General features: G+C 58.8%; 21 protein-coding genes. 6 read left to right on the forward strand and 15 right to left on the reverse strand.

Annotated elements, in window-relative coordinates; all coding sequences use genetic code 11:
• Positions 1 to 418: 418 nt before the first annotated feature.
• From ACK6D9_RS00795 to ACK6D9_RS00820, 6 genes are all read right to left on the reverse strand, one after another.
• Positions 419 to 595: a hypothetical protein gene (locus ACK6D9_RS00795; RefSeq protein WP_412050267.1), complete on the reverse strand. Its 177-nt coding sequence runs from the start codon at positions 593 to 595 to the stop codon at positions 419 to 421.
• Positions 592 to 2556 carry a DotA/TraY family protein gene (locus ACK6D9_RS00800; protein ID WP_412050268.1) on the reverse strand — a complete coding sequence of 655 codons (1965 nt, stop codon included), beginning with the start codon at positions 2554 to 2556 and terminating at the stop codon, positions 592 to 594. The genes ACK6D9_RS00795 and ACK6D9_RS00800 overlap by 4 nt, the downstream gene beginning before the upstream one ends.
• Positions 2553 to 3236 carry a hypothetical protein gene (locus ACK6D9_RS00805; RefSeq protein ID WP_412050269.1) on the reverse strand — a complete coding sequence of 228 codons (684 nt, stop codon included), beginning with the start codon at positions 3234 to 3236 and terminating at the stop codon, positions 2553 to 2555. The genes ACK6D9_RS00800 and ACK6D9_RS00805 overlap by 4 nt, the downstream gene beginning before the upstream one ends.
• A complete protein-coding gene (locus ACK6D9_RS00810) occupies positions 3233 to 4396 on the reverse strand; it encodes a hypothetical protein (protein ID WP_412050270.1) in 1164 nt (387 codons plus the stop codon). Before ACK6D9_RS00810 ends, ACK6D9_RS00805 begins: the two co-directional genes overlap by 4 nt.
• A 136-nt stretch (positions 4397 to 4532) precedes the next feature.
• Positions 4533 to 5987, reverse strand: a complete 1455-nt coding sequence (locus ACK6D9_RS00815; protein WP_412050271.1) for a hypothetical protein — start codon at positions 5985 to 5987, stop codon at positions 4533 to 4535.
• A 297-nt stretch (positions 5988 to 6284) separates the two neighbouring features.
• Positions 6285 to 7505: an MFS transporter gene (locus ACK6D9_RS00820; RefSeq protein ID WP_322988488.1), complete on the reverse strand. Its 1221-nt coding sequence runs from the start codon at positions 7503 to 7505 to the stop codon at positions 6285 to 6287.
• A 377-nt stretch (positions 7506 to 7882) separates the two neighbouring features.
• Here ACK6D9_RS00820 and ACK6D9_RS00825 point away from each other — a divergent pair, with 377 nt between their 5' ends.
• Both ACK6D9_RS00825 and dxr read left to right on the forward strand, forming a co-directional pair.
• A complete protein-coding gene (locus ACK6D9_RS00825) occupies positions 7883 to 8767 on the forward strand; it encodes an NAD(P)-dependent oxidoreductase (protein WP_412050272.1) in 885 nt (294 codons plus the stop codon).
• Positions 8768 to 8807: 40 nt separating this feature from the next.
• On the forward strand, positions 8808 to 9995 hold the full coding sequence (dxr, locus tag ACK6D9_RS00830; RefSeq protein WP_412050273.1) for a 1-deoxy-D-xylulose-5-phosphate reductoisomerase: 1188 nt from the start codon (positions 8808 to 8810) through the stop codon (positions 9993 to 9995).
• 53 nt (positions 9996 to 10048) lie between these two features.
• Here the strand turns inward: dxr and ACK6D9_RS00835 are convergent, their stop codons facing one another.
• The 8 genes from ACK6D9_RS00835 to ACK6D9_RS00870 all read right to left on the reverse strand — a co-directional run bounded on the left by ACK6D9_RS00835 (position 10049) and on the right by ACK6D9_RS00870 (position 19647).
• Positions 10049 to 10996: a peptide ABC transporter ATP-binding protein gene (locus ACK6D9_RS00835; protein ID WP_412050274.1), complete on the reverse strand. Its 948-nt coding sequence runs from the start codon at positions 10994 to 10996 to the stop codon at positions 10049 to 10051.
• Complete coding sequence (locus ACK6D9_RS00840) at positions 10993 to 11994, reverse strand: ABC transporter ATP-binding protein (protein ID WP_322988492.1); 1002 nt, start codon at positions 11992 to 11994, stop codon at positions 10993 to 10995. Before ACK6D9_RS00840 ends, ACK6D9_RS00835 begins: the two co-directional genes overlap by 4 nt.
• Complete coding sequence (locus ACK6D9_RS00845) at positions 11994 to 12899, reverse strand: ABC transporter permease subunit (protein ID WP_267654270.1); 906 nt, start codon at positions 12897 to 12899, stop codon at positions 11994 to 11996. Before ACK6D9_RS00845 ends, ACK6D9_RS00840 begins: the two co-directional genes overlap by 1 nt.
• A gap of 9 nt (positions 12900 to 12908) precedes the next feature.
• Positions 12909 to 13913, reverse strand: a complete 1005-nt coding sequence (locus ACK6D9_RS00850; RefSeq protein WP_412050275.1) for an ABC transporter permease subunit — start codon at positions 13911 to 13913, stop codon at positions 12909 to 12911.
• Positions 13914 to 13967: 54 nt separating this feature from the next.
• Positions 13968 to 15563: an ABC transporter substrate-binding protein gene (locus ACK6D9_RS00855; protein ID WP_322988494.1), complete on the reverse strand. Its 1596-nt coding sequence runs from the start codon at positions 15561 to 15563 to the stop codon at positions 13968 to 13970.
• Between the two features lie 231 nt (positions 15564 to 15794).
• On the reverse strand, positions 15795 to 16595 hold the full coding sequence (locus ACK6D9_RS00860) for an FAD binding domain-containing protein (RefSeq protein ID WP_412050276.1): 801 nt from the start codon (positions 16593 to 16595) through the stop codon (positions 15795 to 15797).
• Between the two features lie 18 nt (positions 16596 to 16613).
• Positions 16614 to 18962, reverse strand: coding sequence for a xanthine dehydrogenase family protein molybdopterin-binding subunit (locus ACK6D9_RS00865; RefSeq protein ID WP_322988496.1), 2349 nt, complete (start codon positions 18960 to 18962; stop codon positions 16614 to 16616).
• Between the two features lie 193 nt (positions 18963 to 19155).
• A complete protein-coding gene (locus tag ACK6D9_RS00870) occupies positions 19156 to 19647 on the reverse strand; it encodes a (2Fe-2S)-binding protein (protein ID WP_267654274.1) in 492 nt (163 codons plus the stop codon).
• 546 nt (positions 19648 to 20193) lie between these two features.
• Here ACK6D9_RS00870 and ACK6D9_RS00875 point away from each other — a divergent pair.
• The 4 genes from ACK6D9_RS00875 to ACK6D9_RS00890 all read left to right on the forward strand — a co-directional run bounded on the left by ACK6D9_RS00875 (position 20194) and on the right by ACK6D9_RS00890 (position 24458).
• A complete protein-coding gene (locus ACK6D9_RS00875; protein ID WP_412050277.1) occupies positions 20194 to 21243 on the forward strand; it encodes a TRAP transporter substrate-binding protein in 1050 nt (349 codons plus the stop codon).
• A gap of 77 nt (positions 21244 to 21320) precedes the next feature.
• The gene (locus tag ACK6D9_RS00880) at positions 21321 to 22616 is read left to right on the forward strand and encodes a flavin-dependent oxidoreductase (RefSeq protein WP_412050278.1); all 1296 of its coding nucleotides are present in this window, start codon (positions 21321 to 21323) and stop codon (positions 22614 to 22616) included.
• Complete coding sequence (locus ACK6D9_RS00885; RefSeq protein ID WP_322988500.1) at positions 22609 to 23139, forward strand: TRAP transporter small permease; 531 nt, start codon at positions 22609 to 22611, stop codon at positions 23137 to 23139. Before ACK6D9_RS00880 ends, ACK6D9_RS00885 begins: the two co-directional genes overlap by 8 nt.
• On the forward strand, positions 23136 to 24458 hold the full coding sequence (locus ACK6D9_RS00890) for a TRAP transporter large permease (RefSeq protein WP_412050279.1): 1323 nt from the start codon (positions 23136 to 23138) through the stop codon (positions 24456 to 24458). The genes ACK6D9_RS00885 and ACK6D9_RS00890 overlap by 4 nt, the downstream gene beginning before the upstream one ends.
• A gap of 133 nt (positions 24459 to 24591) precedes the next feature.
• Here the strand turns inward: ACK6D9_RS00890 and ACK6D9_RS00895 are convergent, their stop codons facing one another.
• On the reverse strand, positions 24592 to 25524 hold the full coding sequence (locus tag ACK6D9_RS00895; protein WP_412050280.1) for a hydroxyacid dehydrogenase: 933 nt from the start codon (positions 25522 to 25524) through the stop codon (positions 24592 to 24594).
• Positions 25525 to 25715 lie beyond the last annotated feature (191 nt).

Below are 25715 nucleotides of genomic sequence, written 5' to 3' on the forward strand. Positions count from 1 at the left end.
AGGCGGCACCGTCCGATTTCATAACGTACATGTACGTGATGGCACCAGGCTCAGTAGACGTCACTTTTCTCGTTGTTGCCAGCTGTCGCCCAGGATCATTTGATTCGCAAATTGCTGTCACAAACGACCGACTTTTGTGAGTTCATATATCTCGTTCTGACCTTGAATGTACCCGATCTTGGGATGCCCCAGATGTCAATGATATCGTATCCGCGCCTGGTCGCTCTCTGCGCTCGCATCCAGCTTGGCATCGAGACTATGATATGCGACCAGCCGCCGCCTGTGTGGAGGCTCCAGATTCTCTGATCCTTGCCCGCGCCAGCACCCACCGAAATATTCGTGACTGGCGACGTCGCACACTCAGCCAATGCTGGCCCCGCGAGCAAGAGGCTACCAAGGGCAAGAACAACTGCCGCTCTCATGCTCGATTCCTCACAGCGTGAGAAAATGACCGCATAGCAACAACCAATGCCGCTGGCACGGCACAAAATGCGGTCAATGTCAGCATCGTCGCAGACAGATAGGCCAGCTCTGCATATCGAAGAACGGCGGTCAGCCCGAGCCCAAATGCCATCCAGATCAGTATTTTCATCATTTTCGTTTCACTCCCTTCGTGATCATACCTCCAGATAATTTTGGCATGCTATTTCTGCCGGCGACAGCAATCATTCCGCCGAGCGCTCCCGATGCCATGTTCGCTTCGCCCCCTGAGCCAGGCTGACCCAGCCATGCGAGAGCGCGATCTGGCAGGCTCCAAATTTGCCCAAATCCCTTCATGCACGCGAACCAGACCAGATACATCTGCATTGCGGTCATTACTACGAAACCGACCAGACCAACGACATGACCGCCAGTCTGGCCGAGGAAAGCCATTGGCCATAGCCTGTCGAGTGTTCCCAAGGTGACGTCGAAAACGGGATAGGCTGCGCAAAGGGCCAACACCGCCAATGCTGGACGCAGCGCTATATTGACGATCAACAGCAAGCCCATGCGCACGGATTCGCCCGCAAAATCGCCGCCATTGTCCATTCTGAGCCATTTCATGGCCCACAATGGCAACGCAATCATGGCTTCCATTATTGCCGCCAGGGTCGCCAACCCAGCCATGAACATAAACACGAACGGCATCATCGGAATGACATAAGCTCGCAAACTACCGAGGATCATCAAGCCGCCGATTACCCATTTGCTCCAATCCAGAAACCATGATGCAGCGCCGCCTGCACCGACGGCATCAGCAAACCAGTTGCTTGATGCAATCATGAGCGTTCCGCCCGCAGCTATGGCTGCCCATGCCGCTGCTATCATTGCGTGACCTGAAGAAATAAGCGCCGACATTGCGTCAGCATTGTCTTTAGTGCCCGATGTTGCCGACCACTCTGCCATTGAGCGAGCGAGCGGTGCCAACAGTTTTGTTAAGAAATCGGCACTTTCGTCGCCAGCAGACGCGAAATCGTTGGCGCTCAGATTTGCCCTCTCAGCTTCTCCAGATACCTGCAGTGCCAGGATGGAAAAAGCGCGATCGATTGCCTTTCCGAAATCCCCGTCAACACGCGGCGCGGTGACTTCCAACCTCTCGTTTGTGAGCGACGTCGTCAATTCACTGATTTGCGCCAAGTTGCGCCAGTACAAGCCAGCGGCCAGAAATCCCTGTTGTGCTGCAGCAGCAACGAGTTTCGAGCGTGCCTCATTGTCGAGTGTTGCCACTTCGGCTTTGGCTGCGCTTTCGATAACCTGGTCAAAGGCAGCGCCCGCCATGCGAATGTCTCGAACAAGCGTAGAAGACAGGGCAGTTGACGAAATCGCCGTCGTGATGCCGTCCGCCGACGAAATCCCCGACGTCTCCGCAGCGAGACCTGCATACCGCTGCGCCTCAGGACGGAATGCAGAAATAATTTCCGCAACAGCCTCACGGCGTGAGTTTGAAAAACCTTCACGCTCAGTGGGCACCGAAAAGGAAAATTGGCCGCACGTCGGGCCATATGACCACACGACCCGTTTTTTGTAACCGACGACGCCCATACCTGCTTGCTGTCCGCCAGGAGCAGGTACAGGCGCAATCCAGCCCCATTTCGTACCCGCTCGATTGTACACTGCTGCGCAAATCTCATGACGCAGGATCGACATCACAACTGTGGAGCCATTGGCGGATGTTGGAACGATTGGAACGCCATCCTTTGCGACAACATCAACAAATGTGACCCAAACCGCATCCGCCAGGTTGATACCGCCTTTTGCGACAACATCGCGCAGCAGATAATGCGCGGATGAGAACCCAGTCGACGGCAGCGGAGCCAGCAGTCCCAACCCGACGATAATTCGTAGCGGCGTCCATATCTGATGCCATCGATCACCAAGGACTTTTCCAGTGTACGCGGACGACACAATTCCCGAGACGACGCCATATGAGAGACCGAGAGCTGACAGAAAGAAGAGAACGCTTGTGAAAACTTGAAGTACCCGCCCCCAAGGTGAAGTGCCATCATTCGGGAGAACGACGGAAACCCATTGCCATGCAAGATTCGTAGAAGCAGGTTCGGCTAGAAGATCGATCATAGAGCGCCACCGATCTGATTGACGGGCCGATTCCGTTCATCTGGCCCATCGGGCCTGTTGTCGTTCTCGTCGTTTTCGAGATCGTCTCCAGCTTCATCATCTAAATCAAAGGCTTTGCGTTCGGTTGGACTTAAGAGAACCAGGGTCGCAGGAAACTTCAGCTTTTTTGGTGGCTGAACACTCGGCTTGGCCGTTGAGCCTGCTGATCCTGTTTTGTCACCATCACCGCTTTCACCGTCGCCATTTCCCTTGCCTTGGTCGGCTTGAACAGTTGGAATCATGCCCTGGTTCGGAAAGGCGGGCTCCAATCGTTGATCGAGAATCAACTCACCGATCGCGACCAGCTCAGGGAGAGCATGCCACGTCGCAGCAAGCCAGGGACGCGCACATGTTTGACTACCCTCACTACGTAGCGCTTCCGCACGCAGGCGGATGCGATCATCCAATGTCCGCCAGATACCAAATTCTTCGATGGAGGCGAGCGTTTCGAGATAGGCTAGGAGTGCGGGAGATTCCTTTTCGAGGAACGCCTGCCGTTTGTATGTCGGCCGCTTCTTTACAAGACGACACCAGCGGACAGCTTCAACTGCTGCACCATGAGCCGGATCAAGGTGCTGCATGCGGATGTCTCTCAAGACCCCATACGCATTTTTCCAAAAGATTTCTTCTCCGATCGTCATGGTGTCACTCCCCCTGGTATTGGCGTCGGCTCTTCAAGCGCTGCAGCCAGCGCATGCGAGAGTCGCTGAACCTCACGGCGGGAGGCTGCCAGTCGCTGGCTTTGGTGCCGCATCGAATGACGAAGTTCTGCAGCCTTCTTCTCAGCCTCACGCCGTGAGCGATTGGCGCTCGCGACGTCGGCTGTTGCTTTCTCGGCAGCTGCGGTCATTACGGCCAGGTCGCGGGAAAACTGCTTGCGAATTTCATCCCTAATTCTGGACTCTTGAATACCGTCGAAAACGGCGCGGACCGTACCGCCGACACCTCGCAGGCGTTCGGCTTTCGCTTCAGCTTCGGCTTCTATTGAGACTGCCTTGGCTTTGGTTCGTTCAATGTACGCGCTGCCTTTTTTCTCGACTACGGCAGCCCGCTCGACTACCCTTTTCAGAGCGCCAGCTTGAGCTTGTTCAGCTTTCCATTCTTCGCGAGTCAATCGGCGGCGTTTGGGGCCGAGGCGTGTAAGGCCGCACGGTGCAGCGACAGCATCATGATATGAGTCTTGCCACTCCCTCATAGCCGCCTTGTAGGCATGATCGGCCCTTTTGTTTAGGGCTTTGGCATCTTCACCAGGACGGCGGCCAGCAGCCTTCACGGCACGTTTAGCAACTGCCCCTGGATGAAAATTCATGGCTTTCAGCTCGGGATCAGAAGTCGGGACTACGTATGCGTGAAGGTGCCACTGTTTTTCGTCTGTGTGACGAATGACCGTTTTGAGTGCGGAACCGTACTGGTGACGCAGCCATTTGATTGTCAGCCGCTCCCATTCGCGGACTTCAGCAAGCTTTGACTTGTCCCCGCGAACCTCGTCGACGGTGTAGGGATGGCTGGCAACAACAGTGTGCAGCGTTTTTTGATCGAGGCGAATTTTGCGAGGCTTGCCCTTCACCACAGTTTTAGCCGCACACGCCGCCGCGTCGTGCATTTCACGAGCTTCCTCGACACCAACGCCGTATATAACCGTGGGAGGCTTGGGGTTAGCGACGTGAACACAAGCGATAGGCTTGCGAACAGCTTCATCAAACACAAATGAGGTAGAACGCCCTTTTGCGTTCGCTTTTCGGCTCCATGATTCAAGATGTACAAACTGGTATGCCATCGCATTCACTCTAATGAATGCCATAATACTGCCTGTCGGCGACACAATTTGAAATAGAAATCAACTAATATCGGTAGTAAACATAAGATGTAGTGACCGACTACCACTATGCCCTTCGGTTATAGTGCGGCTCTCCGAGGGGAGATATCCTATACTTTTTCTACACCACTGGAACCCATTCGCGCCGCTGCTTCGCGATCTCACTCAACAAGGCCGTCGTCCAAATATCCATCGCATCGCGCTTCAATGGAATCCGCTGCATGCGGTGATAGCTCTCCGACGTAACCTTGGGTGCGTGTTGTCGCTCATCGTCCTCGATTTTGATAGCATGGTCGAGAACTGCACTGGCACCCGCAGGAAGTCCTGCATCGTCAAGCACCTCAACAATTGTGCGCCTAATATCGTGAGGTGAAAAATATGAGATGTCATTTCTTTCAAAAAGACCATGTTTTCTCAGTTTCTTGACAACGCCGTATGTTGCACTTCTCGAAACTGGTGTCTCATGCTCAAGCAAAGACTTAAAAACGAAATTTCGGCCGCTCAGATTTTGTAGAGGTGGAAGCTCATCTACAACTGGTTGCGGAATCGGAAGCGCAAACTCACGCCGCCCTTTCATTGTCATTTGTTTCCAGACAATAAGCTTTCCACCATCTATATCCGAGACACCAGAGCATAGCGTTTGAACACCAGCGCCTTGCCTTTGAACGGTGAAACAGATGAATTTGAATGCGTGCAGCACTTCTTTGCCGAATGAATTCCGATCAATTTGCGCGCCTGGCGCAGGGTTGTCTGACAGATGCTCAGCGAGGAGGATCACACGAGCGATATCCTGAAGTGATGGCTTGCGGTCGCGTGGTGTCGACTTCTCATTAAACTTGAGCATTAGCCACCACGCGGGAGTGTTTTCCAGTCCACTTGCGCCAACGTGCTGATGAAAAGAATAATCTAACGCGGCCCGTGTATGGGTTACAAACTTACGAGCAGGATCAAGCCCCTTCTCTTTACGAATGGCGTTTCGGACATTTTCGATATCTCCGCGTGTCAACAACACCGCTGGAGTATCCATCAATTCAGTGCATTCAGGACGTTTCATTGTGCGCCTATAATCGTCCGCAGAAGCCTCGGACAACGGCTCCGTGTGTGTCTCTTTAGACCTATCTTCCAGCATCTGCGTAATGCACTGCCGAAGCGTCCACGTCGTCGGCTCTTCTGGCGCTTCAGGCTCCTGCATCGACTGCTTTACATCGATGTAGTTGATCGCCTCTGGCTTATCGCCATCTTCGAGAGTGTCCTTAAAGTGGAAATATGCACTGATGAAATCATTGACCGCATCAATCGGCTCGACATCGGTTGCATTATCAAATTCCTTGCGAAGCATCGGAACGATGTTGACGATTTCCTTGATGCTATCAATCCGCATCTCGCTATGCGCATACGGATAGCCGACCGTCGCCGCTTCTTTCTTGTATCGGAAAGACCACGTCACGGTGCCACCCCTCACACGAAGCGATATGTTCTTCAGGTCTCCAGAGCCGCTGACAGTGGTGCTTTTAACACCCCCGTTTTGAGCCAGTTTCAGAAACTGGTCGACAAGGTTTTTGTCGATCTTCGCCATCTATTAATTCCTACTCGTTACAACTCTGGAACAACTAGGATAGCGAAATGGGGTCTTGAATTAAAGGGGCCAATTGACGATGGAGTCCTCAATTAGGCCATATGTGCTATATTTTTCAAGTTATTATGGTCCAAAAGCCACATTCTAGTTCCGACAATTAAAGACCCCACAAGACTCCAAATTCATTAAATGCAGGATTCCTAATCCTGGGGTCGAAGGTTCGAATCCTTCCGGGATCACCACCCTTGCAGGGTCCATTCCCAATCCACAACGTTCCTCGCCGGGCTGCAAGGTTTCTCAGGCAGGCACGACGCCGACCCGCCGGGCCCGGGATTTGGCCAGCAGCAGAACCATGATTGCGATATTGAGGAAGTTCCAGGCGATCCCGTTGAGGAAGGCGGCCTGGTAGGATCCGGTCAGATCGTAGATCCATCCCGACATCCAGCCACCCAGCGCCATGCCGATGATGGTCGCCATGATGACGAATCCAACCCTTTGACCGGCTTCCTTTGCCGGGAGGTATTCGCGTACGATCAGCGCGTAGCTTGGAACAATGCCGCCCTGCGACAGCCCGAAGATCAGGCTGACGACATAAAGCGGCACCATCGCGTCAAACGGCAGATACAAAAACAACGCGATGCATTGAAGCGTTGACCCGATCAACAGCGTGATCACCCCGCCCAGCCTGTCTGCAATCAGTCCCGACACCAGCCGCGAAACGACGCCGCCCATCAGCATCAGCGACAGCATTTCTGCGCCTACTGTGGGGCCAAAGCCGAGATCCGCGCAGTAGGAGACGATATGAACCTGCGGCATGGACATCGCTACACAACAACCGATGCCGGCCAATCCCAGCATCCATTGCAGCGCGGTTGGCGAAAACCGCACAGACCGCGCATTGGCCAGCGACAATCTGTTGGCATGCGCCGTTGCCTCGTCCGGAACCCGGCGCCTGAGCAGAAGCGAAAGCGGAATGATCAGCACCACCGGCACGACCGCCAGCACGACATAGGCAGTGCGCCAGCCATGCTCAGTCAGAACACCGCTCAACAGAAGCGGCCAAATTGCACCCGACAGATAATTTCCGCTTGCGGCCACCGCCACGGCTATGCCGCGCCGCCGATAGAACCAGTGCGAGATATCGGCAATCAACGGCCCGAACCCCACCGCGGTGCCAAATCCGATGATGAACTGCATCACCGACAACATAACAATCGACCCGCTCGCCGCTGCAAGCGCAAAGCCCGCTGCCATGGTGGTCGCCGATGCGATCAATGCGATGGTGACACCAAATCGGTCGACAGCCCGCCCGATCACCAGATTGCCCAGCGCAAAACCGATCATCGTCAACGTATAGGGAATCGAGGCATCCCCCCGGTCGACGCCGAACTCCAGTTGCACCGCCGGCATGATGACGATGATCGACCACATCCCGACATTGCCGGTAATGGCGATCGCAAGCGTCACCCCGAGCCTGGTCCAGGAATAGCGGCTGTCAAGAGTTTCTGAACCAGTCATTACTGTCACGCTGTTATGGGAACCGTCCTAAGTACAACCCGTACGATCAAATCTGCAAGCCCCAGTAATTTTTCAAGAATTTTCCAGTAATTTCCCGGTGATTTTCTTGCGATAGGCCCTGCTGCCGGCACGCGGGATTCCGCCAACAGCCGCGCCACAGCCGCTGCCGCAGCTTCAGACCCGCCATCTCCGCATTATTGTCCGGCGGGGCTCCGCGCGCGCCTTGCCCCGCACCTGCAGATGCGGTCTTGAAATACGTCTCCGCACGCGCGAAAAGTGGTGGCCTGAAGGGCGGCTACTGCACGAAATACAGCAAACAATCGGTACCACGCGCCTGATTCCAGGTAAACGACAGGCGACGAACGGGGGAGCCGCTCATGACAACATCAATTGCGCTGCTGGGTATCGGGCTGATGGGCCTGCCAATGGCAAGGCGGCTGCTGGATGCGGGCCACGATCTCACCGTGTGGAACCGCGACCGCGCGAAGGCTGCCGTGCTGGCAGCCGAGGGCGCCACTGTCGCTGATACACCCGCCGATGCGGTCCGGTCCGCGACCCACGCCATCACCATGCTGAGCGACGGCGCAGTGGTGGACGCAGTGCTGTTTGGATCAGGCGTCGCCGAAGCGCTGTCTCAAGGAGCCACCGTCATCGACATGAGCTCGATTCGGCCTTCCCAGGCGCGCGACCATGCCACGCGGTTGGCCGAACAGGGAGTTGGCCATCTCGACGCCCCCGTCAGCGGCGGCACCACGGCCGCTGAATCGGGCACGCTGGCGATCATGGCTGGCGGCGATCAGGCCATCTTTGACAATGCCTCTTCCATCTTCAAGCCACTGGGCCGTGCCACCCGTGTCGGCCCTTCCGGCTCCGGCCAACTCGCCAAACTCGCCAACCAGGCGATTGTCGGCATTGCCATCGGCGCCGTCGCCGAGGCAACCTTGCTGGTCAGCGAAGGCGGCGGTGACCTCGACGCTTTCCGTGCTGCGCTAAGTGGCGGCTTTGCCGATTCGACCATTCTGCAATTGCACGGCCAGCGCATGCAGACCGGTGATTTTGCACCGCGGGGCCGCGCTTCCGTCCAGCTCAAGGATCTCGACAACATCCTTCTGGAAGCAGAAGAACTTGGCATCCGGCTGCCGATGGTCGAGGAAGTGCGAGAGCGGTTCGCGCGCCTTGCCGGCCCGCTCGAAGGCGCCGATCTGGATCATTCCGCCTTGTATCTCGAATTGCTAGATCTTAATGATCGGACGGGTCGTTGATGTTAACTGACCAGAAACCCCGAGCCGCCGGTATCAGAAAATGAGCAGTGCACCTGCCCCGCAACGCCGCCGTATCACCATCCTTGGCTCGACCGGCTCGATCGGTTGCAATACGCTTGACGTGATGGCGCATCTTGGCGGCAGCACAGCATTCGAAGTTCCGGCCATCACCGGCATGAGCAATATTGAACTGCTCGCTCAACAGGCCCGCACCGTCGGGGCAGGCTTCGCCGCCACCGCCGACGAGCGCCGCTACAACGATCTCAAATCGGCGCTTTCGGGGTCGGGCATCGAAATCGGCGCCGGGCCATCGGCGCTGATCGAGGCGGCTGAACGCGATACCGACCTCTTGATGGCCGGCATTGTCGGCATTGCCGGACTGGCGCCGACTTTGGCCGCGGTAGCAAAAGGCGCCGATATCGCGCTTGCCAACAAGGAATGCCTGGTTTCCGCCGGCGACCTGTTCGGCGCGGCGATGGCCCGAGGCGGCGGCAAGCTGTTGCCTGTCGACAGCGAGCACAACGCCATTTTTCAGGTTCTCGATCAACATCAGCGGCACGCTGTCGAGCGCATTATTCTGACAGCCTCGGGCGGACCGTTCCGCAATCACACGCGCGAGCAGATGGCGCGGGTCACACCGGAATCGGCCGCCAATCACCCGAACTGGTCGATGGGCCTGAAGATCTCCATCGACAGCGCCTCGATGTTCAACAAGGCGCTGGAAATGATCGAGGCTCGGCACCTGTTCAACATGCGCCCCGAGCAGATCGAGGTGATCGTCCATCCGCAATCGGTGGTTCATTCGATGGTCGGCTACAGCGATGGATCGGTGCTGGCGCAGCTTGGCGCGCCCGACATGCGCACCGCCATCGGCTATGCCATCTCCCATCCCCGCCGCGCCAGCCTGCCGGTCGAACGGCTGGATCTGGCTAAACTCGCCCGTCTCGATTTCATTGCCCCCGACGAGACGCGGTTTCCGGCGCTGGCCCTGGCCCGCATCGCCATGCAGCGCGGTGACCTGCAGGGCGCCGCGCTCAATGGCGCCAAGGAGGCAGCCCTCGATGCCTTCATCTCGGGTCGCATCGGCTTTCTCGACATGGCTGATGTGGTCGCCAGGGTGATGGACCAGCTCGATGACGGCCGCGGCGCCAACAGCATCGAGGATGTCTACGCGGCTGACAGCGAGGCCCGCCAGATTGCCGCGTCCATGATGCGCAAATCGGCCTGAAGGGCGTTATCAAAAACCGGGTTGCCTGATCTGCTCCACAGTCTTTGCCGGTATCATTCGGCCAGAATGCAGGCCACCTGACGGCCGGCGACAAGGCGTTCCGGCGGGATCGCTTCAGCGCATTTTGGCACCGCGATCGGACAGCGCGGATGGAATGCGCAGCCGCTGGGGATATCGAGCGGTGACGGCAATTCGCCTTCCAACTGCACCCGTTCCCGCTTCTTGGTCGGATCAGCAACCGGCGTCGCCGACAGCAGCGCCTGAGTATAGGGGTGCTTCGGGGCAGCAAACACCGTTTCTGCGGAACCCGATTCCACCGGACGACCGAGATACATTACCATCACATCATCAGCGATGTGCTTGACCACCGAAAGATCGTGGCTGATGAACAGATAGGCAAGCCCGAATTCTTTCTGCAGGTCGATCAACAGATTCAGCACCTGCGCCTGGATCGACAGGTCCAACGCCGACACCGGTTCATCCAGCACCAGGATCTTCGGATTGAGCATCAGCGCCCGGGCGATGGCAATGCGTTGCCGCTGGCCGCCCGAAAACATGTGCGGGTAACGGTCGTAATGCTCCGGCCTTAGCCCCACCCGCTGCATCATGGCGCGGGCCTTTTCCTGCCGCATCGCAGCATCATCCCTGGTGTTGACCTTGAGCGGTTCCTCCAGAATGGCGCCGACCTTCTGGCGCGGATTGAGCGAGCCATAAGGGTTCTGGAACACGATTTGAACGGTGCGCCGAAGGCTCTTGTCGGTGAGCGCCGCCGGCTTGCCATCGATCGTCAGTGTGCCGGAACTCGGCTCCTCGATCATGGTGACGAGGCGCGCCAGCGTCGACTTTCCGCAACCCGATTCACCCACCACGGCAAGCGTCTTGCCGGAACTTAGGTTAAAGCTCACACCATTGAGCGCGCGCACCAGCGCAGGCTTGCCGAACATGCCGCGCTTGACTTCATAATTGCGAGTCAGGTCAGTGGCGTGAAGAACGATACTCATGCCAGCACCTCCCGCGCCGGAGTGCCGTCCGCCGGAACACCGTTCGCAAGCGGATGATTGCACAAGGCGAGCCCCATTTCCTGTCCCTGCCGTACCGCACCGACGCGACAACTGGCGGTGGCAAAGGTGCACCGCGGCTCGAACAGGCACCCCGGCGGCCGGTCAAACTGACCCGGCACCACACCGGGGATCGAAGGCAGGTGCCCGCGCCCGGTGGCCCGTTCCGGCAGAGCCGACAGCAGTGCCGCAGTATAGGGATGATGCGGATCGGCAAACAGCTCCTCCACCTTCTGCTCCTCGACCTTCTGGCCGGCATATTGCACCTGAACCCGGTGCGCCATCTGCGCCACCACGCCCATGTCGTGGGTGATCAGCACCAGCGCCATGTCGAACTCAGCACACAGATCCCGCAGCAGATCGAGGATCTGCGCCTGGATGGTCACATCCAGCGCCGTCGTCGGTTCGTCCGCAATCAGCAGCTTCGGCCGGCACGAGGCCGCCATGGCGATCATCACCCGCTGGCTCATGCCGCCCGACAACTGGTGCGGAAACGCTGACAGCCGCTGCTCAGGCGAAGGAATACCCACCGCCCGCATCAGCTCGATTGCCCGCCCCTTGCGCTCGGCGCGACCAAGCTCGGTGTGCCGCTTGAGCATCTCGCCAATTTGGAAGCCAACCGTAAAGCACGGATTGAGGCTCGACATCGGTTCCTGGAAGATCATGGCGATATCGCGGCCGATGATGCTGCGCTTGTCCCGTGCGGACATGGTCAGCAGGTCCTTGCCGTCAAACCGCATGACATCGGCTGTTACCGATGCTGTGTCAGGCAACAAACCCATCAGCGCCAGCATCGCCACCGATTTTCCGGATCCGGATTCACCGACGATCGACAGGATTTCGCGACCATCGACATTCAAGTCCACCCCGTCCACGGCGCGGAACGGTCCGGACGCAGTGTCGAAGCTCACGGTCAGGTTCTTGATTTCGAGCAGGGACATCAGCTTTTCTTCAGTTTCGGATCGAGCGCGTCACGCAGACCGTCGCCCATCAGATTGATCGCCAGCACTGTGACCAGGATCGCCACGCCGGGGAAGGTAACCACCCACCAGGCCCGCAGGATAAATTCACGCGCCTCGGCCAGCATCGTGCCCCATTCAGGCGTTGGCGGCTGTGCGCCCATGCCCAGGAAGCCGAGCGCCGCGGCGTCGAGAATGGCCGACGAAAACGACAGCGTTGCCTGCACGATCAACGGCGCCAGGCAATTGGGAAGGATGGTCAGGAACATCAGCCGCATCTTGCCAGCGCCCGCCACCCGCGAAGCGATGACATATTCCCGGTCACGCTCCGACATCACCGATGCCCGCGTCAGCCGCACGAAATGCGGCTGCAGGATCAGCGCGATGGCAATCATCGCGTTAAGCAAGCCCGGGCCCAGAATGGCCACCAGCACCAGCGCCAGCAGCAGCGACGGGAACGCCAGGATCACATCCATGATGCGCATGATCACGGTGTCGACCCAGCCACGGAAATAACCTGCGATAAGGCCGATCATCACGCCGCTGGAAACCGAAAGCACCACCACGAACAGACCGATGAACAGCGAAAACCGCGATCCGTACATCAGCCGCGATAGAATATCACGACCCACGGCATCGGTTCCCAGCAGGTAGCTCATGTTACCGCCCTCCTGCCAGAATGGCGGCAGCAGGAAGGCTTCGCGGTTCTGCACGCTCGGCGAATGCGGCGCGATCAGAGGTGCAAAAATCGCGACAAAAACGATGATGGAGAACACCACCAGACCAAGCACGGCACCATGGTTCTGGCTGAAATAATACCAGAACTCGGAAAACCGGCCGCGGCGCAGCGGCGTCTGGTCAGGGGAAGCAACTGTTGTGTCAGTCATGGCCCACCCTCAATGTCTGATGCGTGGATTGATCAGCCCGTACAGCAAATCAACAATGAGATTGACGATCATGATGACGCCGGCAATCAACAGCAGGCCGCCCTGCACCACCGAATAATCGCGTTTGAAAACCGAATCGACCATCCACTTGCCGATGCCCGGCCAGGAAAAGATCGTTTCGGTGAGAATGGCGCCGGCAAGTAGAACGCCGACCTGCAGGCCGATCGTGGTAATCACCGGGATCAGTGCATTGCGCAGCGCATGCACCCCGATCACCCGCCGTGGCGGCAGCCCCTTGGCGCGGGCGGTACGGACATAATCCTCGCCCAGCACCTCCAGCATTGCCGAACGCGTCTGCCGTGCAATCACCGCCAGCGGAATCGTTGCCAGCACGATGGTCGGCAGCACCAGATGGCTCAACGCCGACTTGAAGGCGCCGGACTGGCCCGACAGCAGACTGTCGATCAGCATGAAGCCGGTCACCTGCGGGAAGAAATAGATCAGCGAGATCCGCCCCGACACCGGGGTCCACTGCAAAATGCCGGAAAACAGAATGATCAGCAAAAGCCCCCACCAGAAGATCGGCATTGAATAGCCAACCAGCGCGGTGCCCATCAGGCCCTGATCGAGCCAGGAACCGCGCTTGACGGCGGCAACCACACCGGCGGGAATGCCAATCAGCGTCGCCAGGATGATTGCGCAAAGCGCCAGTTCGATGGTCGCCGGGAAAAGCGTCAGGAATTCATCAAGCACCGGTCGCTTGGTGACGATCGAGGTGCCGAAATCGCCCTGCAAAATATCGACGAGATAATTGTAGTACTGGACCGGTATCGATTTGTCGAAACCGAGCATTGCCTGCAGTTCCGCATAGCGCGCGGGGTCAACGCCGCGCTCGCCGGCGAGCAGCATGATCGGGTCGCCCGGCAGCAACCGGATGAAGGCGAAGGCCACGATTGAAACTCCGATGAAGGTCGGGATCAGCAGGCCTACACGTGTAAGGAAAAAACGCAGCATATGATCAATGGCAACGGGGGCGTTTGTACAACGCCCCCGTCTTTCCTGTTGAGGTTATTCGGCGATATCAACGCCGGTGAACCAATGGCCACCGAGAGGATCCATCACGTAGCCGCTGACCTTCTTGCTCATCGGCATGAAGACCACCGAATGGGCAATCGTCGCCCACGGTGCTTCGCGCTTGAAGACAACCTGTGCTTCTTCGTAGAGCTTGGTCCGCTCGGCCTTGTCTGAAACGACCTTGGCCTTTTGGATCAGCGCTTCGAACTCGTCGTTGCACCATTGTGCACGGTTCGAACCGCCAACGCCGTCACAGCCCAGCAGCACGGCCAAGAAGTTGTCCGGATCGCCATTGTCGCCGGTCCAGCCGAGCAGCACTGCGCCGTCACGGTCCTTGGCCTTCGACTTGTCGAGATACTCGCCCCATTCATAGGAGACGATTTCCACATTGACGCCGATCTTCGAGAAGTCTTCCTGCATCACCTCAGCCATACGGCGGGCATTCGGGTTGTAGGGACGCTGTACCGGCATCGCCCAGATCTTCATCGACAGATCCTTCACACCTTCTGCCTCGAGCATTGCCTTGGCGGCTTCGGGATCAAAGGCGTCGTCTTCAATGGCCTTGTTGTAGGACCACATGGTCGGCGGGATCGGGTTCTTGGCAGCCTGGCCGGAGCCCTGGAACACGGCGTCCAGAATGGCCTGCTTGTTGATCGCCATGTTGAGCGCCTTGCGGACCTTGGCATTGTCGAACGGCGGCACAAGCGCGTTATAGGCCAGGTAGCCGACATTCAGGCCTTCCTGCTCCATCACTTCAAGATCGGCATTGGCCTTGAGCGCGTCTAGATCGGCCGGGTTCGGGTAAGGTGCCACGTGGCACTCACCAGCCATCAGCTTCTGCTGGCGCACGGATGCGTCGGTGGTGATGGCAAAGACCAGATCGTCGATCTTTTCCTTGCCGGCCCAGTAGTCCGGATGTGCCTTGAAGCGGATCACAGCGTCGGGCTGATAGGCCACGAACTGGAACGGACCGGTGCCGATCGGCTTCTGGTTGAGGTCAGAGGCCTTGCCTTCTGCTTCGAGCTTGTCGGCATATTCCTTCGACATGATCGAGGCGAAATCCATCGCCATGTTGGCGATAAACGGCGCTTCCGGGCGATTGAGCACGAACTTGACCGTCATGTCGTCAACCTTGTCGATCGACTTCAGCAGGTCCGGCATCGACATGCCGTTGAAATATTCCCAGCTCGCGCCTTCGACATACTTGTTGAAGGGATTGTCTTCCTTGAGTTGGCGCTCGAACGAGAAGATCACGTCGTCTGCATTGAGATCGCGCGTCGGTGTGAAGAAATCGCTTGTGTGGAATTTCACACCGGGGCGAAGCTTGAAGGTGTATTCAAGGCCATCCTCGGAGACTTCATAGCTCTCGGCCAGGCCGGGCTTGGTCTCGGTGGTGCCGATGTTGAATTCGACCAGACGGTTGTAGACGTTCTTCGACGAGGCGTCGAATGTGGTGCCTGATGTGTAGAGCGCGGGGTCGAAGCCTTCCGGCGATCCTTCCGAGCAATAAACCAGCGTCTTGGCCTGAGCGGTCGAGACCAGCATGGTCGCAAGAACCGTCGTGGCCAGAAGTGAGCTTAATTTTTTCATGGCGCATCCCCTATGGTTGTACGCATTGTTTTTGTGTTTTCACCGAGGGCCGAATTTGTAGCTCCTCCAGCTTGGGGGCGATCAAACGCCAATCGCCTTTTCAATGCAAGCGCGTTTCCTTTCGTATTCACGCGAGCCCGCGCAATTTTTTGAAATGAAAAGGGCGGATCGCGTTGATCCGCCCTCACAATTCAGTAATTCGGCCCAAACCGAAAACCCTTCGAAACAGCCTTACCTCGCGGCATCCACAGCCCGTTTGGCCATCACCTTGACCAGGTTGGCACGGTAGGCCGACGAGGCATGTATGTCCGACATCAGTTCGGAATCATCGACTTCGATGCCATCAAGCGCGGCCGCGGAAAAATCCGAACCCAGCGCCTGTTCCATGCCCGCATGGCGGAATACGCCATCTGAGCCTGCGCCGGTGACAGCCACCCGCACCGACCCGTCACGCGCCCTGGCCACAAATACGCCGGCCATGGCGTAGCGCGACGCCGGATTGGGAAACTTCGAATAGCCGCTCTTGGCAGGGGCTGAGATTTCCACGGCAACGATAAGTTCGCCCTCGTCGAGCGCCGTGTCGAACATGCCGGTGAAAAACTCATCGGCGGCCATTGAGCGCTTGTTGGTGACGATGGTGGCATTGAGCGCCAGCAGACCCGCCGGATAGTCCGCCGCCGGATCATTGTTGGCGATCGACCCGCCGATCGTGCCCATGTGCCGCACATGCGGGTCGCCGATATGGGCTGCCAGATGCACAAGCGCCGGACAGGCGTTCGCGATCTCTGACGATCCCGCCACCTCGGCGTGTGTGGTCGCCGCGCCGATGCGGATGGAACTGCCGTTGACTGAAATGCCCTTCATGTCGTTGACATGACGCAGGTCGACCAGATCCGAAGGCGCAGCCAGCCGCTGCTTCATCGTCGGAAGCAGGGTTTGTCCGCCCGACAGGTATTTGGCTTCGTCCGAGCCCGAGACCAGCTTGACGGCTTCCTCCACCGAGGAGGCGCGGTGATAATTGGTTGCATACATGATGTCTGCCTCCCTTTCCTACTGTGCCGACCGCAGCGCTGCCCAGACCCGTTCGGGGGTCGCAGGCATTGCCAGGTCATTGTTGCCGATTGCGTCGGTGATGGCGTTGATGACTGCCGGTGGCGATCCGATCGCCCCGGCCTCTCCGCAGCCCTTGAGACCAAGCGGGTTGGACGGGCTGGGCGTTGCCGTGGTCGAGACCTTGTAGAATGGCAGGTCGTCGGCGCGTGGCATCGTGTAATCCATGTAGCTCGCCGTCAGTAATTGACCGGTCTCGGGATCGTAATGTGCTGCTTCCAGCAGCGCCTGGCCGATCCCCTGCGCCACCCCGCCATGCACCTGGCCTTCGACGATCATCGGGTTGATGATATTGCCGAAATCATCAGCCGCCACGAACTGCACAATCTCGGTCTTGCCGGTATCCGGATCAACCTCGACTTCGCAGATGTAGCAGCCTGCCGGGAAGGTGAAGTTGGCCGGGTCATAGAACGCGCCTTCCTTCAGGCCGGGCTCCATTCCCGCCGGCAGATTGTGCGCGGTATAGGCGGCCAGCGCCATCTGGAACCACGGCACGCTCTTGTCGGTACCTGCGACTTTCAACTCGCCATTCTCGATGACGATATCGCTTTCGTCCGCTTCCATCAGGTGGGCGGCGATTTTCTTGGCCTTGGCCTCAACCTTGTCGAGCGCCTTGACCACCGCCGACATGCCGACCGCACCCGAGCGCGAGCCGTAAGTGCCCATGCCCATCTGCACCTTGTCGGTGTCGCCGTGGACGATCGACACGCTGTCGATGCCGACACCAAAGCGCTCGGCGACCAGTTGCGAAAACGTCGTCTCGTGGCCCTGGCCATGGCTGTGCGAGCCGGTCAGCACTTCAACCGTGCCCACCGCATTGACCCGCACTTCCGCCGATTCCCAAAGGCCAACGCCAGCGCCGAGCGACCCCACCGCGGCCGACGGCGCGATGCCGCAGGCTTCGATATAGCAGCTCATGCCGAGACCGCGCTTCTTGCCACGCCCCTCGGCTTCCTTCCTGCGTGCGGCGAAGCCGTCATAGTCGACCGCCTTCATGGCCGCATCAAGCGAGGCATCAAAATCGCCGGCGTCATAATTCATGATCACCGGGGTCTGGTAGGGGAACTCGCGAATGAAGTTCTTGCGCCGCAACTCGGCGGGCGTAACGCCCAACTCTCGAGCTGCGGTTTCCATCACCCGCTCGACAAGGTAACAGGCCTCGGGCCGCCCGGCGCCGCGATAGGCGTCAACCGGCACGGTGTTGGTGTAGACCGTTCGCACATTGGCGTGGATCGCCGGGATCGCATACTGGCCCGACAACAACGTCGCGTAGAGATAGGTCGGAACCGAGCTCGAAAACAGCGACATATAGGCGCCCAGATTGGCGATCGTGTCGACCTTGAACCCGGTCACCTTGTTGTCGGCGTCAAACGCCATCTTGATGGTCGAGACATGGTCGCGGCCATGCGCGTCGGTAAGGAAGGCTTCCGTCCGGTCGCTGTTCCATTTGACGGGTACGCCGGTGCGTTTGGAGGCCCACAGGCAGACGATTTCCTCGGGATAGATATAGATCTTCGAGCCAAAGCCACCGCCAACATCGGGCGCGATCACCCGAAGCTTGTTTTCAGGCGCCACATTATAGAACGCGCTGAGCACCAGCCGCGCCACATGCGGGTTCTGCGAAGTGGTCCACAGTGTGTAGTGATCCTCGCCCTCGTCGTAGACGCCGAGCGCCGCGCGCGGCTCCATCGGGTTGGGCACCAGACGGTTGTTGACGATCTTCATCTCGGTGACATGCGCAGCCGAGGCAATCGCCGCATCGGTGGCGGCGCTGTCGCCGATCTCCCAATCAAAAATCAGGTTGCCCTTGGCTTCGGGGTGAAGCTGCGGAGCACCGTCCTTCAAGGCGTCAACGGCGGAAACCACCACCGGCAATGTCTCGTAATCAACGACCACGGCTTCCGCCGCATCGCGCGCCTGCGCCTTGGTATCGGCCACCACGATAGCAACCGCGTCACCGACATAGCGAACCGTGTCCTGCGCCAGTGGCCGCCAGGCCCCCATGTTCATCGGCGTGCCGTCTTTGGAGTGGATCATCCAGCCGCAAATGATGTTGCCGATGCCGTCCTCGGTAAGCTGAGCGCCGTTGAGGATGCCGATGACACCTGGCATTTTTTCAGCTTCCGAGGTGTCGATGCTCTTGATCCTGGCATGCGCGTGCGGCGACCGCACGAAATGGGCATGCCGCATGCCCTGCACCACCATATCGTCGGTATAGCGACCCTTGCCGGTAATGAATCTTTTGTCTTCCTTGCGCTCCACGCGGGCGCCAATGCCTTCAATTCCCATATCTCAAACTCCTCCGATTGAGTGCAGGCGAAAAAGTCGCGACCAATCCGGGCAGGTCATCACCAAAGTCAGGAACCGCAAGTGCTGCAGCGCCGTTCTGTCGCGCTCTGCTGCCCTCATCATGTCGTCGCTGTTCCAGTCTTTCGTGTCGCTCCAGATTATAGCCGCAAGCCTACGCCTGTTACGGCGTTGCTTATTCGGCGGCCACTTTCGCGCTGTCACCCATTTTCGACGCGGCATCGAGAACAGCCTTGACGATGTTGTGATAGCCCGTGCAGCGACAGATATTGCCTTCGAGCTCGGCGCGAACGGTCTTTTCGTCGAGCTGACCTCCATGCCGCTTAATCATGTCGACCGTGGACATGATCATGCCCGGTGTGCAGAAGCCGCATTGCAGCCCGTGATTTTCGCGAAACGCCACCTGCACCGGATGCAATTCGCCGCCTGAAGCCAAACCCTCGATGGTGACCACTTCCGAGCCATTGGCTTGCGCCGCGAGCATGGTGCAGGATTTCACCGCCTTGCCGTCGACATGGACAACGCAAGCACCGCACTGGGATGTATCACATCCGACATGGGTTCCCGTCAGGCCGAGATTCTCGCGGATAAACTGGACCAACAATGTCCTGTCTTCGCAGTGGCCGGAAACGGATCTTCCGTTCACGGTCATCGATACATTCGCCATGAAATTCCTCCCTTGGGGTACAATCCTCAATTACCCAAGGCTGCATCATTTTCCTTTTTTCCAAAAGGATCAACCATTAAGATCAGGATTTGCACCCAATCCCTGCCCACCGCCGGTCACAGTCGACCAACCTCGCACTCGCATCCCAAATGCCTTCAGTTGCCATCCGCAGCCGTCGCATCAATCCGCCACAGCTGATTCTGACTGGTAACGAACCGGCAAAAAATAAAAATCTTGTGACTGCAGGTTATTGCCCCTATAAACTGACCGGGCGGTCGGTCAATTGAGTTGCGCGTGCGATCCGGGAGGAGGTTCTGGAGTGGTATGCGGTAAACCTGATGGCGCAGCATGTGGCAGTTGGTCGTTGTTTTTCGTCTTCCCTGTCGCGTCCTGAACGGGCATGGTCTCGTATCGCAGGTCTCCGCAGGGTACCGCGCGATACCGTGACGCCGGCAAAGAGATCGGGCCCTAGGCAGTTACAAAAATTGCCCCTAGTTTCGGGGTAACCGCGGAACAACAACCGCATAGTCAATCTGGGAGGATACTATGAATAAACGCAATTTCCTGAAATCCGCCGCAGCCGCGGCATTGGCGGTTTCCGCTCTTGGCCTGTCTTCGGCCGCCACCATGGCGCAAGAAGTCACACTGCGCATGCACCAGTTCCTGCCGCCGCAGGCCAATGTTCCGGCCGAAATCCTGATCCCCTGGGCCGAAAAGATCGGCGCCGCATCGGAAGGCCGCATCAAGGTCGAGGTATTCTCCGCAATGTCGCTCGGAGGCACCCCGCCGCAACTGATGGATCAGGCCCGTGATGGTGTTGTCGACATCGTCTGGACCCTTCCCGGTTACACCCCCGGCCGCTTCCCGCGCGCCGAAGTGTTCGAACTTCCCTTCATGATGACCAATGCGGAAGCCACCTCGCGCGCCTATTGGGATTTGTTCAAGTCCGACATGGAAGCCCAGGACTTCAAGGGCATCAAGATTCTCGGCACCTGGGTTCATGGCCCCGGCGTCATTCACGCCAAGGGCGAAGGCGTGCGCAAGCTCGAAGACATGCAGGACAAGAAGCTGCGTGGTCCCACAAGGGTGATCAACGGGCTCCTCGCCGAACTTGGCGCAGAACCTGTCGGCATGCCGGTTCCGGCGATTCCGGAAGCCCTTTCCAAAGGCGTGATCGACGGCACCGTGATCCCGTGGGAAGTCACCCCGGCCCTCAGGATTGCCGAATTGGTCAATACCCACACCGAGTTCTCAGGTGATACCGCGCTTTACACCGCAGCCTTTGTTCTGGCGATGAACCAGGCCAAGTACGACAGCCTGCCCGACGATCTCAAGAAGGTGATCGACGACAACACCGGCGCCGAATTCTCCGCCTTTGCCGGCAAGACTCAGGCCGCCTTCGATGCGCCCAGCCGCAAGATTGCCGAAGCCACCGACAATGAAATCGTCATTCTCGATGAAGCCGAGGTCGCTCGCTGGCATGAAGTCGCCGACAAGGTTATCGACAATTGGTATGCCGAAATGGAAGCCAAGGGCATCGACGGCAAGGCACTGCGCGCCAAGGCCCAGGAACTGATCACCAAATATACCAAGTAAGTCGATCGACTTAAAAAGTCGCAACGGAGCCTGCCCTTCTGGGCAGGTTCCGCTCGACCCAATCGGTGAGTTCGCTCATGACCATTCTTGTTGCCGGCGCCGGCATTGCCGGACTGACCTTCGCGCTGACCTGTCATCAGATCGGCGTAAACGTCAGACTGTTCGAACAGGTCGTTGAAATTCGCCCGATGGGCGTCGGCATCAATCTTCAGCCTCACGCGGTCCGTGAATTGATGGACCTCGGGCTCACCGCCGAGCTTGAGGCAATCGGCATCCGCACCCGCGAGGTCGCCTATTTTTCCAAGCATGGCCATCTGATCTGGTCGGAAGTCCGCGGCCTCGAAGCAGGCTATGACTGGCCGCAATTCTCGGTTCACCGCGGCGAGTTGCAACTCATGCTCACACGCGCGGTACAGCAACGTGTGGGCGCCGACGCACTTCAGACCGGGTGGAAGGCCAGCGGCTTTTCGCAGGATAGCGGGCAAGTGGCGCTGCACCTGAAAAACCGCCGCGGCGACACCCGCATAGAACGCGGTCATTTGCTGATTGCCGCCGATGGCATCCATTCGGCGATCCGGGCGCAGATGAACCCCGACGAAGGCGCGCCGATCTGGGGCGGGGCCGTGCTGTGGCGTGCCATCAGCCGGGCCAAACCATTCCTGACTGGCGCCTCGATGGCGATGGCCGGCCACGAATGGCAGAAATTCGTGACCTACCCGATCTCCGAACCGGACCCTGACACCGGTCTCGCCGAGATCAACTGGGTGGCCGAACTCAAGAAAAAACCCGACGCCGCATGGAACCGGGAGGACTGGAACCGCCCCGGCAAGCTGGCCGACTTCCTGCCCTCCTTCGAAGCTTGGTGTTTCGACTGGCTCGATGTTCCGGCGTTGATCAGAAGCGCCGAGACGATCTACGAATATCCGATGGTTGACCGCGATCCGCTCGATAAGTGGCGCCAGGGCCGCGCCACCCTGATCGGCGACGCCGCGCACCCGATGTATCCGATCGGCTCCAACGGCGCATCCCAAGCCATTCTCGACGCACGGGTGCTGGGCCAAAGCATGGTCGCCCAAGGGCTGTCGGAAACCGCCCTCATCGCTTATGAAGAACAGCGGCGCCCCGCCACCAGCCGCATCGTCGTCGCCAATCGCGGCAATGGACCAGACCAGATCATGCAGGTGGTCGAGGAGAAATGCCAAGGCATGTTTGACACCATTACCGATGCTATCAGTGCTGACGAACTGCAAGAATACGCCGCCCGCTACAAGGCGCTGGCAGGGTTCGATCGCGACAGCTTGAATTCTCGTCCACCACTGATTTCTCCCGGCGACCGCGCAGCCCTTACCGTGCCGGGCAGGTCCGATGTTTGACCGGATCGACCGGCTGATACGATGGATCGCCTCGGTGATGGCGATTCTTGGCGGTATCGCGCTGATCGCGGTCATTCTCTCCACCGTCGCCTCGGTCAGCGGCCGGGCGCTGCTTACCGTCGGCCTTGGCCCGATCCGCGGCGATTTCGAACTTGTCGAACTTGGCACCGGCTTCGCGGTATTCGCCTTTCTGCCCTGGACCCAGATCAACCGTCAGCATGCGTCGGTGGAAATCCTGACCATGCACCTGGGCGGGCGCGTCAACCGGTTGATCGATCTCGTCGCTGACTGCTTGATGTTTGCAATCGCCATTCTGCTTGCCTGGAAGCACTGGCAGGGCACCCTCGACAAGTTTGCCTATGGCGAAACCACTTTCGTCATCCAGTACCCGCTCTGGTGGGCTTATGCATCCGGGCTAGTCGGCGCTTTGGGTTTCGTGTTGATCAGTTTTTGGTGCGTGATCCTCAGTATCCGGGCGCTTGCCACAGGGCGCGACCAGGTCCTTGGGGAGATCATGCATTGACCAACATCGATATCGCGCTTCTGTCGTTTCCGGTCCTGCTTGCGCTGATCTTTCTGCGCATCCCAATCGGCCTCGCCATGCTGATCACCGGCATCGGCGGCAGCTATTTCATCAACGGCTCGTTTCTGATGATCTTCGCACAGTTGAAGAACCTCACCTGGGGCACGTTTTCCGGTTATTCGCTGTCGATTATTCCTCTTTTCTTGATAATGGGTCAGTTCGCCACGCTCGGCGGCATGTCCCAGTCGCTGTTCAAGGCTGCCGAAACCTGGCTCGGGCACCGAAAGGGCGGGGTCGCCATGGCTGCCGTCGGCGCCTGCGCCGGCTTTGGCGCAATCTGCGGCTCGTCGCTGGCCACCGCCGCGACCATGGGCCAGGTCGCCCTGCCCGAGCTTCGCCGCTACGGCTATTCCGGCGAACTGGCAACCGGAGCGCTCGCCGCTGGCGGCACGCTGGGCATTCTGATCCCGCCTTCGGTGATCCTGGTCATCTACGCCATCCTCACCGAGCAGAACATCGCCAAGTTGTTTGTCGCCGCCTTCATTCCGGGCGTGATGGCCGCAATCGGCTACATGATTGCCATTGCCATCTATGTACGGCTCAAGCCAGGTTCGGCAGGACAGCGCGAGCGCGCTAGCTACCCCGAACGCTTTCAGAGCCTGCTTGCCGTGTGGCCTGTGCTTATCGTCTTCATCGCCGTCGTCGGCGGCATCTATGGCGGCATCTTCACCCCCACCGAGGCCGCCGCAATCGGCGCCTTCGGCACCGGGGTCATCGCGCTGATGAATGGCGGGCTGACCCGGTCATCGCTGAAATTCTCGATCCTGACCACCGCAAGCGCCACCGGCATGATCTTCCTGATCGTCTTCGGTGCCGGCGTCTACAATGCCTTTCTGGCGCTCAGCCAGTTGCCGCAGACCGCCGCCGCCTATGTCGGGACCCAGGGCTTCAATCCGTGGTTGGTAATGGTGTGTGTGCTGCTGCTCTATCTCGTTTTCGGCTGCGTGATGGATTCACTTTCGATGATCCTGCTCACCGTGCCGATCTTCTTCCCGATCATGTCGGCGCTGGATTTCGGCCTGACGCCGGAGGAATTCGCCCTCTGGTTCGGTATCATCGTGCTGATCGTCGTCGAGGTAGGATTGATAACACCACCGGTCGGCATGAACTTGTTCGTCATCAACTCGATGGCCAAGGACACACCGCTGTCAGCCACCTATCGCGGAGTGTTTCCGTTCGTGCTCACCGATGTCATCCGCGTGGCCATCCTGACCATGTTCCCGGCCATCACGCTGGTCGCGGTCCGGCTCTTATACTGATCGGCAACGCCATAGGGTAGGCGCGGCACCCGTCAGTTGTCGAAGCCGCGTGGCCGCCACAACGTGCGGCCGCCAGCGCCGCGCCCCGACAATCAGATCTCTGACCGCCTCCGGGGCATGGTGATGGTCGCGCTCATACCCGGCCTCCAAGTACTTCGAGCACCTTGTCGGCAATCAGCTCGCTGACGCGCTGGTTGGATTCGCCAGTCACCCCGGCAATATGCGGGGTGAGAATGGTGTTCGCGAGCCCCTTGAACCTGGCCCCCGCTTCCGCGCTCAGCGGCTCGGTCTCGAACACGTCCAGCGCCGCCCCGCCGAGCCGCCCCGCGGCCAGCGCCTCGGCCAGTGCGGTCTCGTCGACAATACCGCCGCGGGCCGCGTTGATCAGCACCGCATCCGGCTTCATGCCTGACAGCGCAGTTGCATTTATCATGTTCCGCGTCGCCTCCGTCAGCGGCGTATGCAGCGACACCACGTCGCCCAGTTCCAGCGCCGCATCGAGCGATACGTTGCGGGCGATCTGCCAGCCAGGATGATCGGCGGCGAGATAGGGATCATAGGCAACAACCTGCATGCCCATCATATGCGCCCGCCAGGCCACTTCCTGGGCAATCTCGCCAAAGCCCACCAGCGCCATGGTCTTGGCCGCCAGTTCGCGCCCCATCATCGCTTGCCGGGGCCAGTGCCCATCGGCCACCTCGGAGGAGCGCAGCCAGGCGCCGCGCAACAGCATCAGCGCCGCAGTGATCACATATTCAGCCACGGAAATATTGTTGGCGCCGGTGGCCGGAATCACCCTGATCGAGCGCGCCTTGCAGGCCATCACGTCGATATTGTCGAGCCCGACGCCGAGCCTGCCGACAACCTTCAGCCGCGGCCCCATGCTCAACAGCGTTTCATTCACCTGGGTGCGGTTGCGCACGATCAGCACCCGCGCCGAAGCCAAATGATCGTGCAGCGCCGCCAGGTCATCAACCAGGTCGGGCTCATAAAGCGTATCGTGGGCATGAGCGAGACGGGCGACCGCCGCCTCATCCATGAATTCGGTGATAACGATGTCTGCCATGACAACTCTCTGCATTGAACGTCGGATAATTATGCCGAACGATAGAGCTTTGTCATCGAGAATTCACGATGCCGGAGCGATTCGGCAGCTGTATTGTGGCCATTGCAGGTGCTCATAATCAACTCGATCAGCTACACCGGCCTCGTCGATCGTCGTCTCGCGCGCAAGAATCCCGATGAATTAAATTCGCC

It is taken from the genome of Hoeflea sp. Naph1 (assembly GCF_046837775.1).
Lineage (GTDB): Bacteria > Pseudomonadota > Alphaproteobacteria > Rhizobiales > Rhizobiaceae > Hoeflea.

What these genes read in the sequence shown, in the direction of transcription:
- ACK6D9_RS00795 (WP_412050267.1), bottom strand. Translation starts at nt 595, where the DNA reads ATGATGAAAATACTGATCTGGATGGCATTTGGGCTCGGGCTGACCGCC.
- ACK6D9_RS00800 (WP_412050268.1), bottom strand. Translation starts at nt 2,556, where the DNA reads ATGATCGATCTTCTAGCCGAACCTGCTTCTACGAATCTTGCATGGCAA.
- ACK6D9_RS00805 (WP_412050269.1), bottom strand. Translation starts at nt 3,236, where the DNA reads ATGACGATCGGAGAAGAAATCTTTTGGAAAAATGCGTATGGGGTCTTG.
- ACK6D9_RS00810 (WP_412050270.1), bottom strand. Translation starts at nt 4,396, where the DNA reads ATGGCATTCATTAGAGTGAATGCGATGGCATACCAGTTTGTACATCTT.
- ACK6D9_RS00815 (WP_412050271.1), bottom strand. Translation starts at nt 5,987, where the DNA reads ATGGCGAAGATCGACAAAAACCTTGTCGACCAGTTTCTGAAACTGGCT.
- ACK6D9_RS00820 (WP_322988488.1), bottom strand. Translation starts at nt 7,505, where the DNA reads ATGACTGGTTCAGAAACTCTTGACAGCCGCTATTCCTGGACCAGGCTC.
- ACK6D9_RS00825 (WP_412050272.1), top strand. Translation starts at nt 7,883, where the DNA reads ATGACAACATCAATTGCGCTGCTGGGTATCGGGCTGATGGGCCTGCCA.
- dxr (WP_412050273.1), top strand. Translation starts at nt 8,808, where the DNA reads ATGAGCAGTGCACCTGCCCCGCAACGCCGCCGTATCACCATCCTTGGC.
- ACK6D9_RS00835 (WP_412050274.1), bottom strand. Translation starts at nt 10,996, where the DNA reads ATGAGTATCGTTCTTCACGCCACTGACCTGACTCGCAATTATGAAGTC.
- ACK6D9_RS00840 (WP_322988492.1), bottom strand. Translation starts at nt 11,994, where the DNA reads ATGTCCCTGCTCGAAATCAAGAACCTGACCGTGAGCTTCGACACTGCG.
- ACK6D9_RS00845 (WP_267654270.1), bottom strand. Translation starts at nt 12,899, where the DNA reads ATGACTGACACAACAGTTGCTTCCCCTGACCAGACGCCGCTGCGCCGC.
- ACK6D9_RS00850 (WP_412050275.1), bottom strand. Translation starts at nt 13,913, where the DNA reads ATGCTGCGTTTTTTCCTTACACGTGTAGGCCTGCTGATCCCGACCTTC.
- ACK6D9_RS00855 (WP_322988494.1), bottom strand. Translation starts at nt 15,563, where the DNA reads ATGAAAAAATTAAGCTCACTTCTGGCCACGACGGTTCTTGCGACCATG.
- ACK6D9_RS00860 (WP_412050276.1), bottom strand. Translation starts at nt 16,595, where the DNA reads ATGTATGCAACCAATTATCACCGCGCCTCCTCGGTGGAGGAAGCCGTC.
- ACK6D9_RS00865 (WP_322988496.1), bottom strand. Translation starts at nt 18,962, where the DNA reads ATGGGAATTGAAGGCATTGGCGCCCGCGTGGAGCGCAAGGAAGACAAA.
- ACK6D9_RS00870 (WP_267654274.1), bottom strand. Translation starts at nt 19,647, where the DNA reads ATGGCGAATGTATCGATGACCGTGAACGGAAGATCCGTTTCCGGCCAC.
- ACK6D9_RS00875 (WP_412050277.1), top strand. Translation starts at nt 20,194, where the DNA reads ATGAATAAACGCAATTTCCTGAAATCCGCCGCAGCCGCGGCATTGGCG.
- ACK6D9_RS00880 (WP_412050278.1), top strand. Translation starts at nt 21,321, where the DNA reads ATGACCATTCTTGTTGCCGGCGCCGGCATTGCCGGACTGACCTTCGCG.
- ACK6D9_RS00885 (WP_322988500.1), top strand. Translation starts at nt 22,609, where the DNA reads ATGTTTGACCGGATCGACCGGCTGATACGATGGATCGCCTCGGTGATG.
- ACK6D9_RS00895 (WP_412050280.1), bottom strand. Translation starts at nt 25,524, where the DNA reads ATGGCAGACATCGTTATCACCGAATTCATGGATGAGGCGGCGGTCGCC.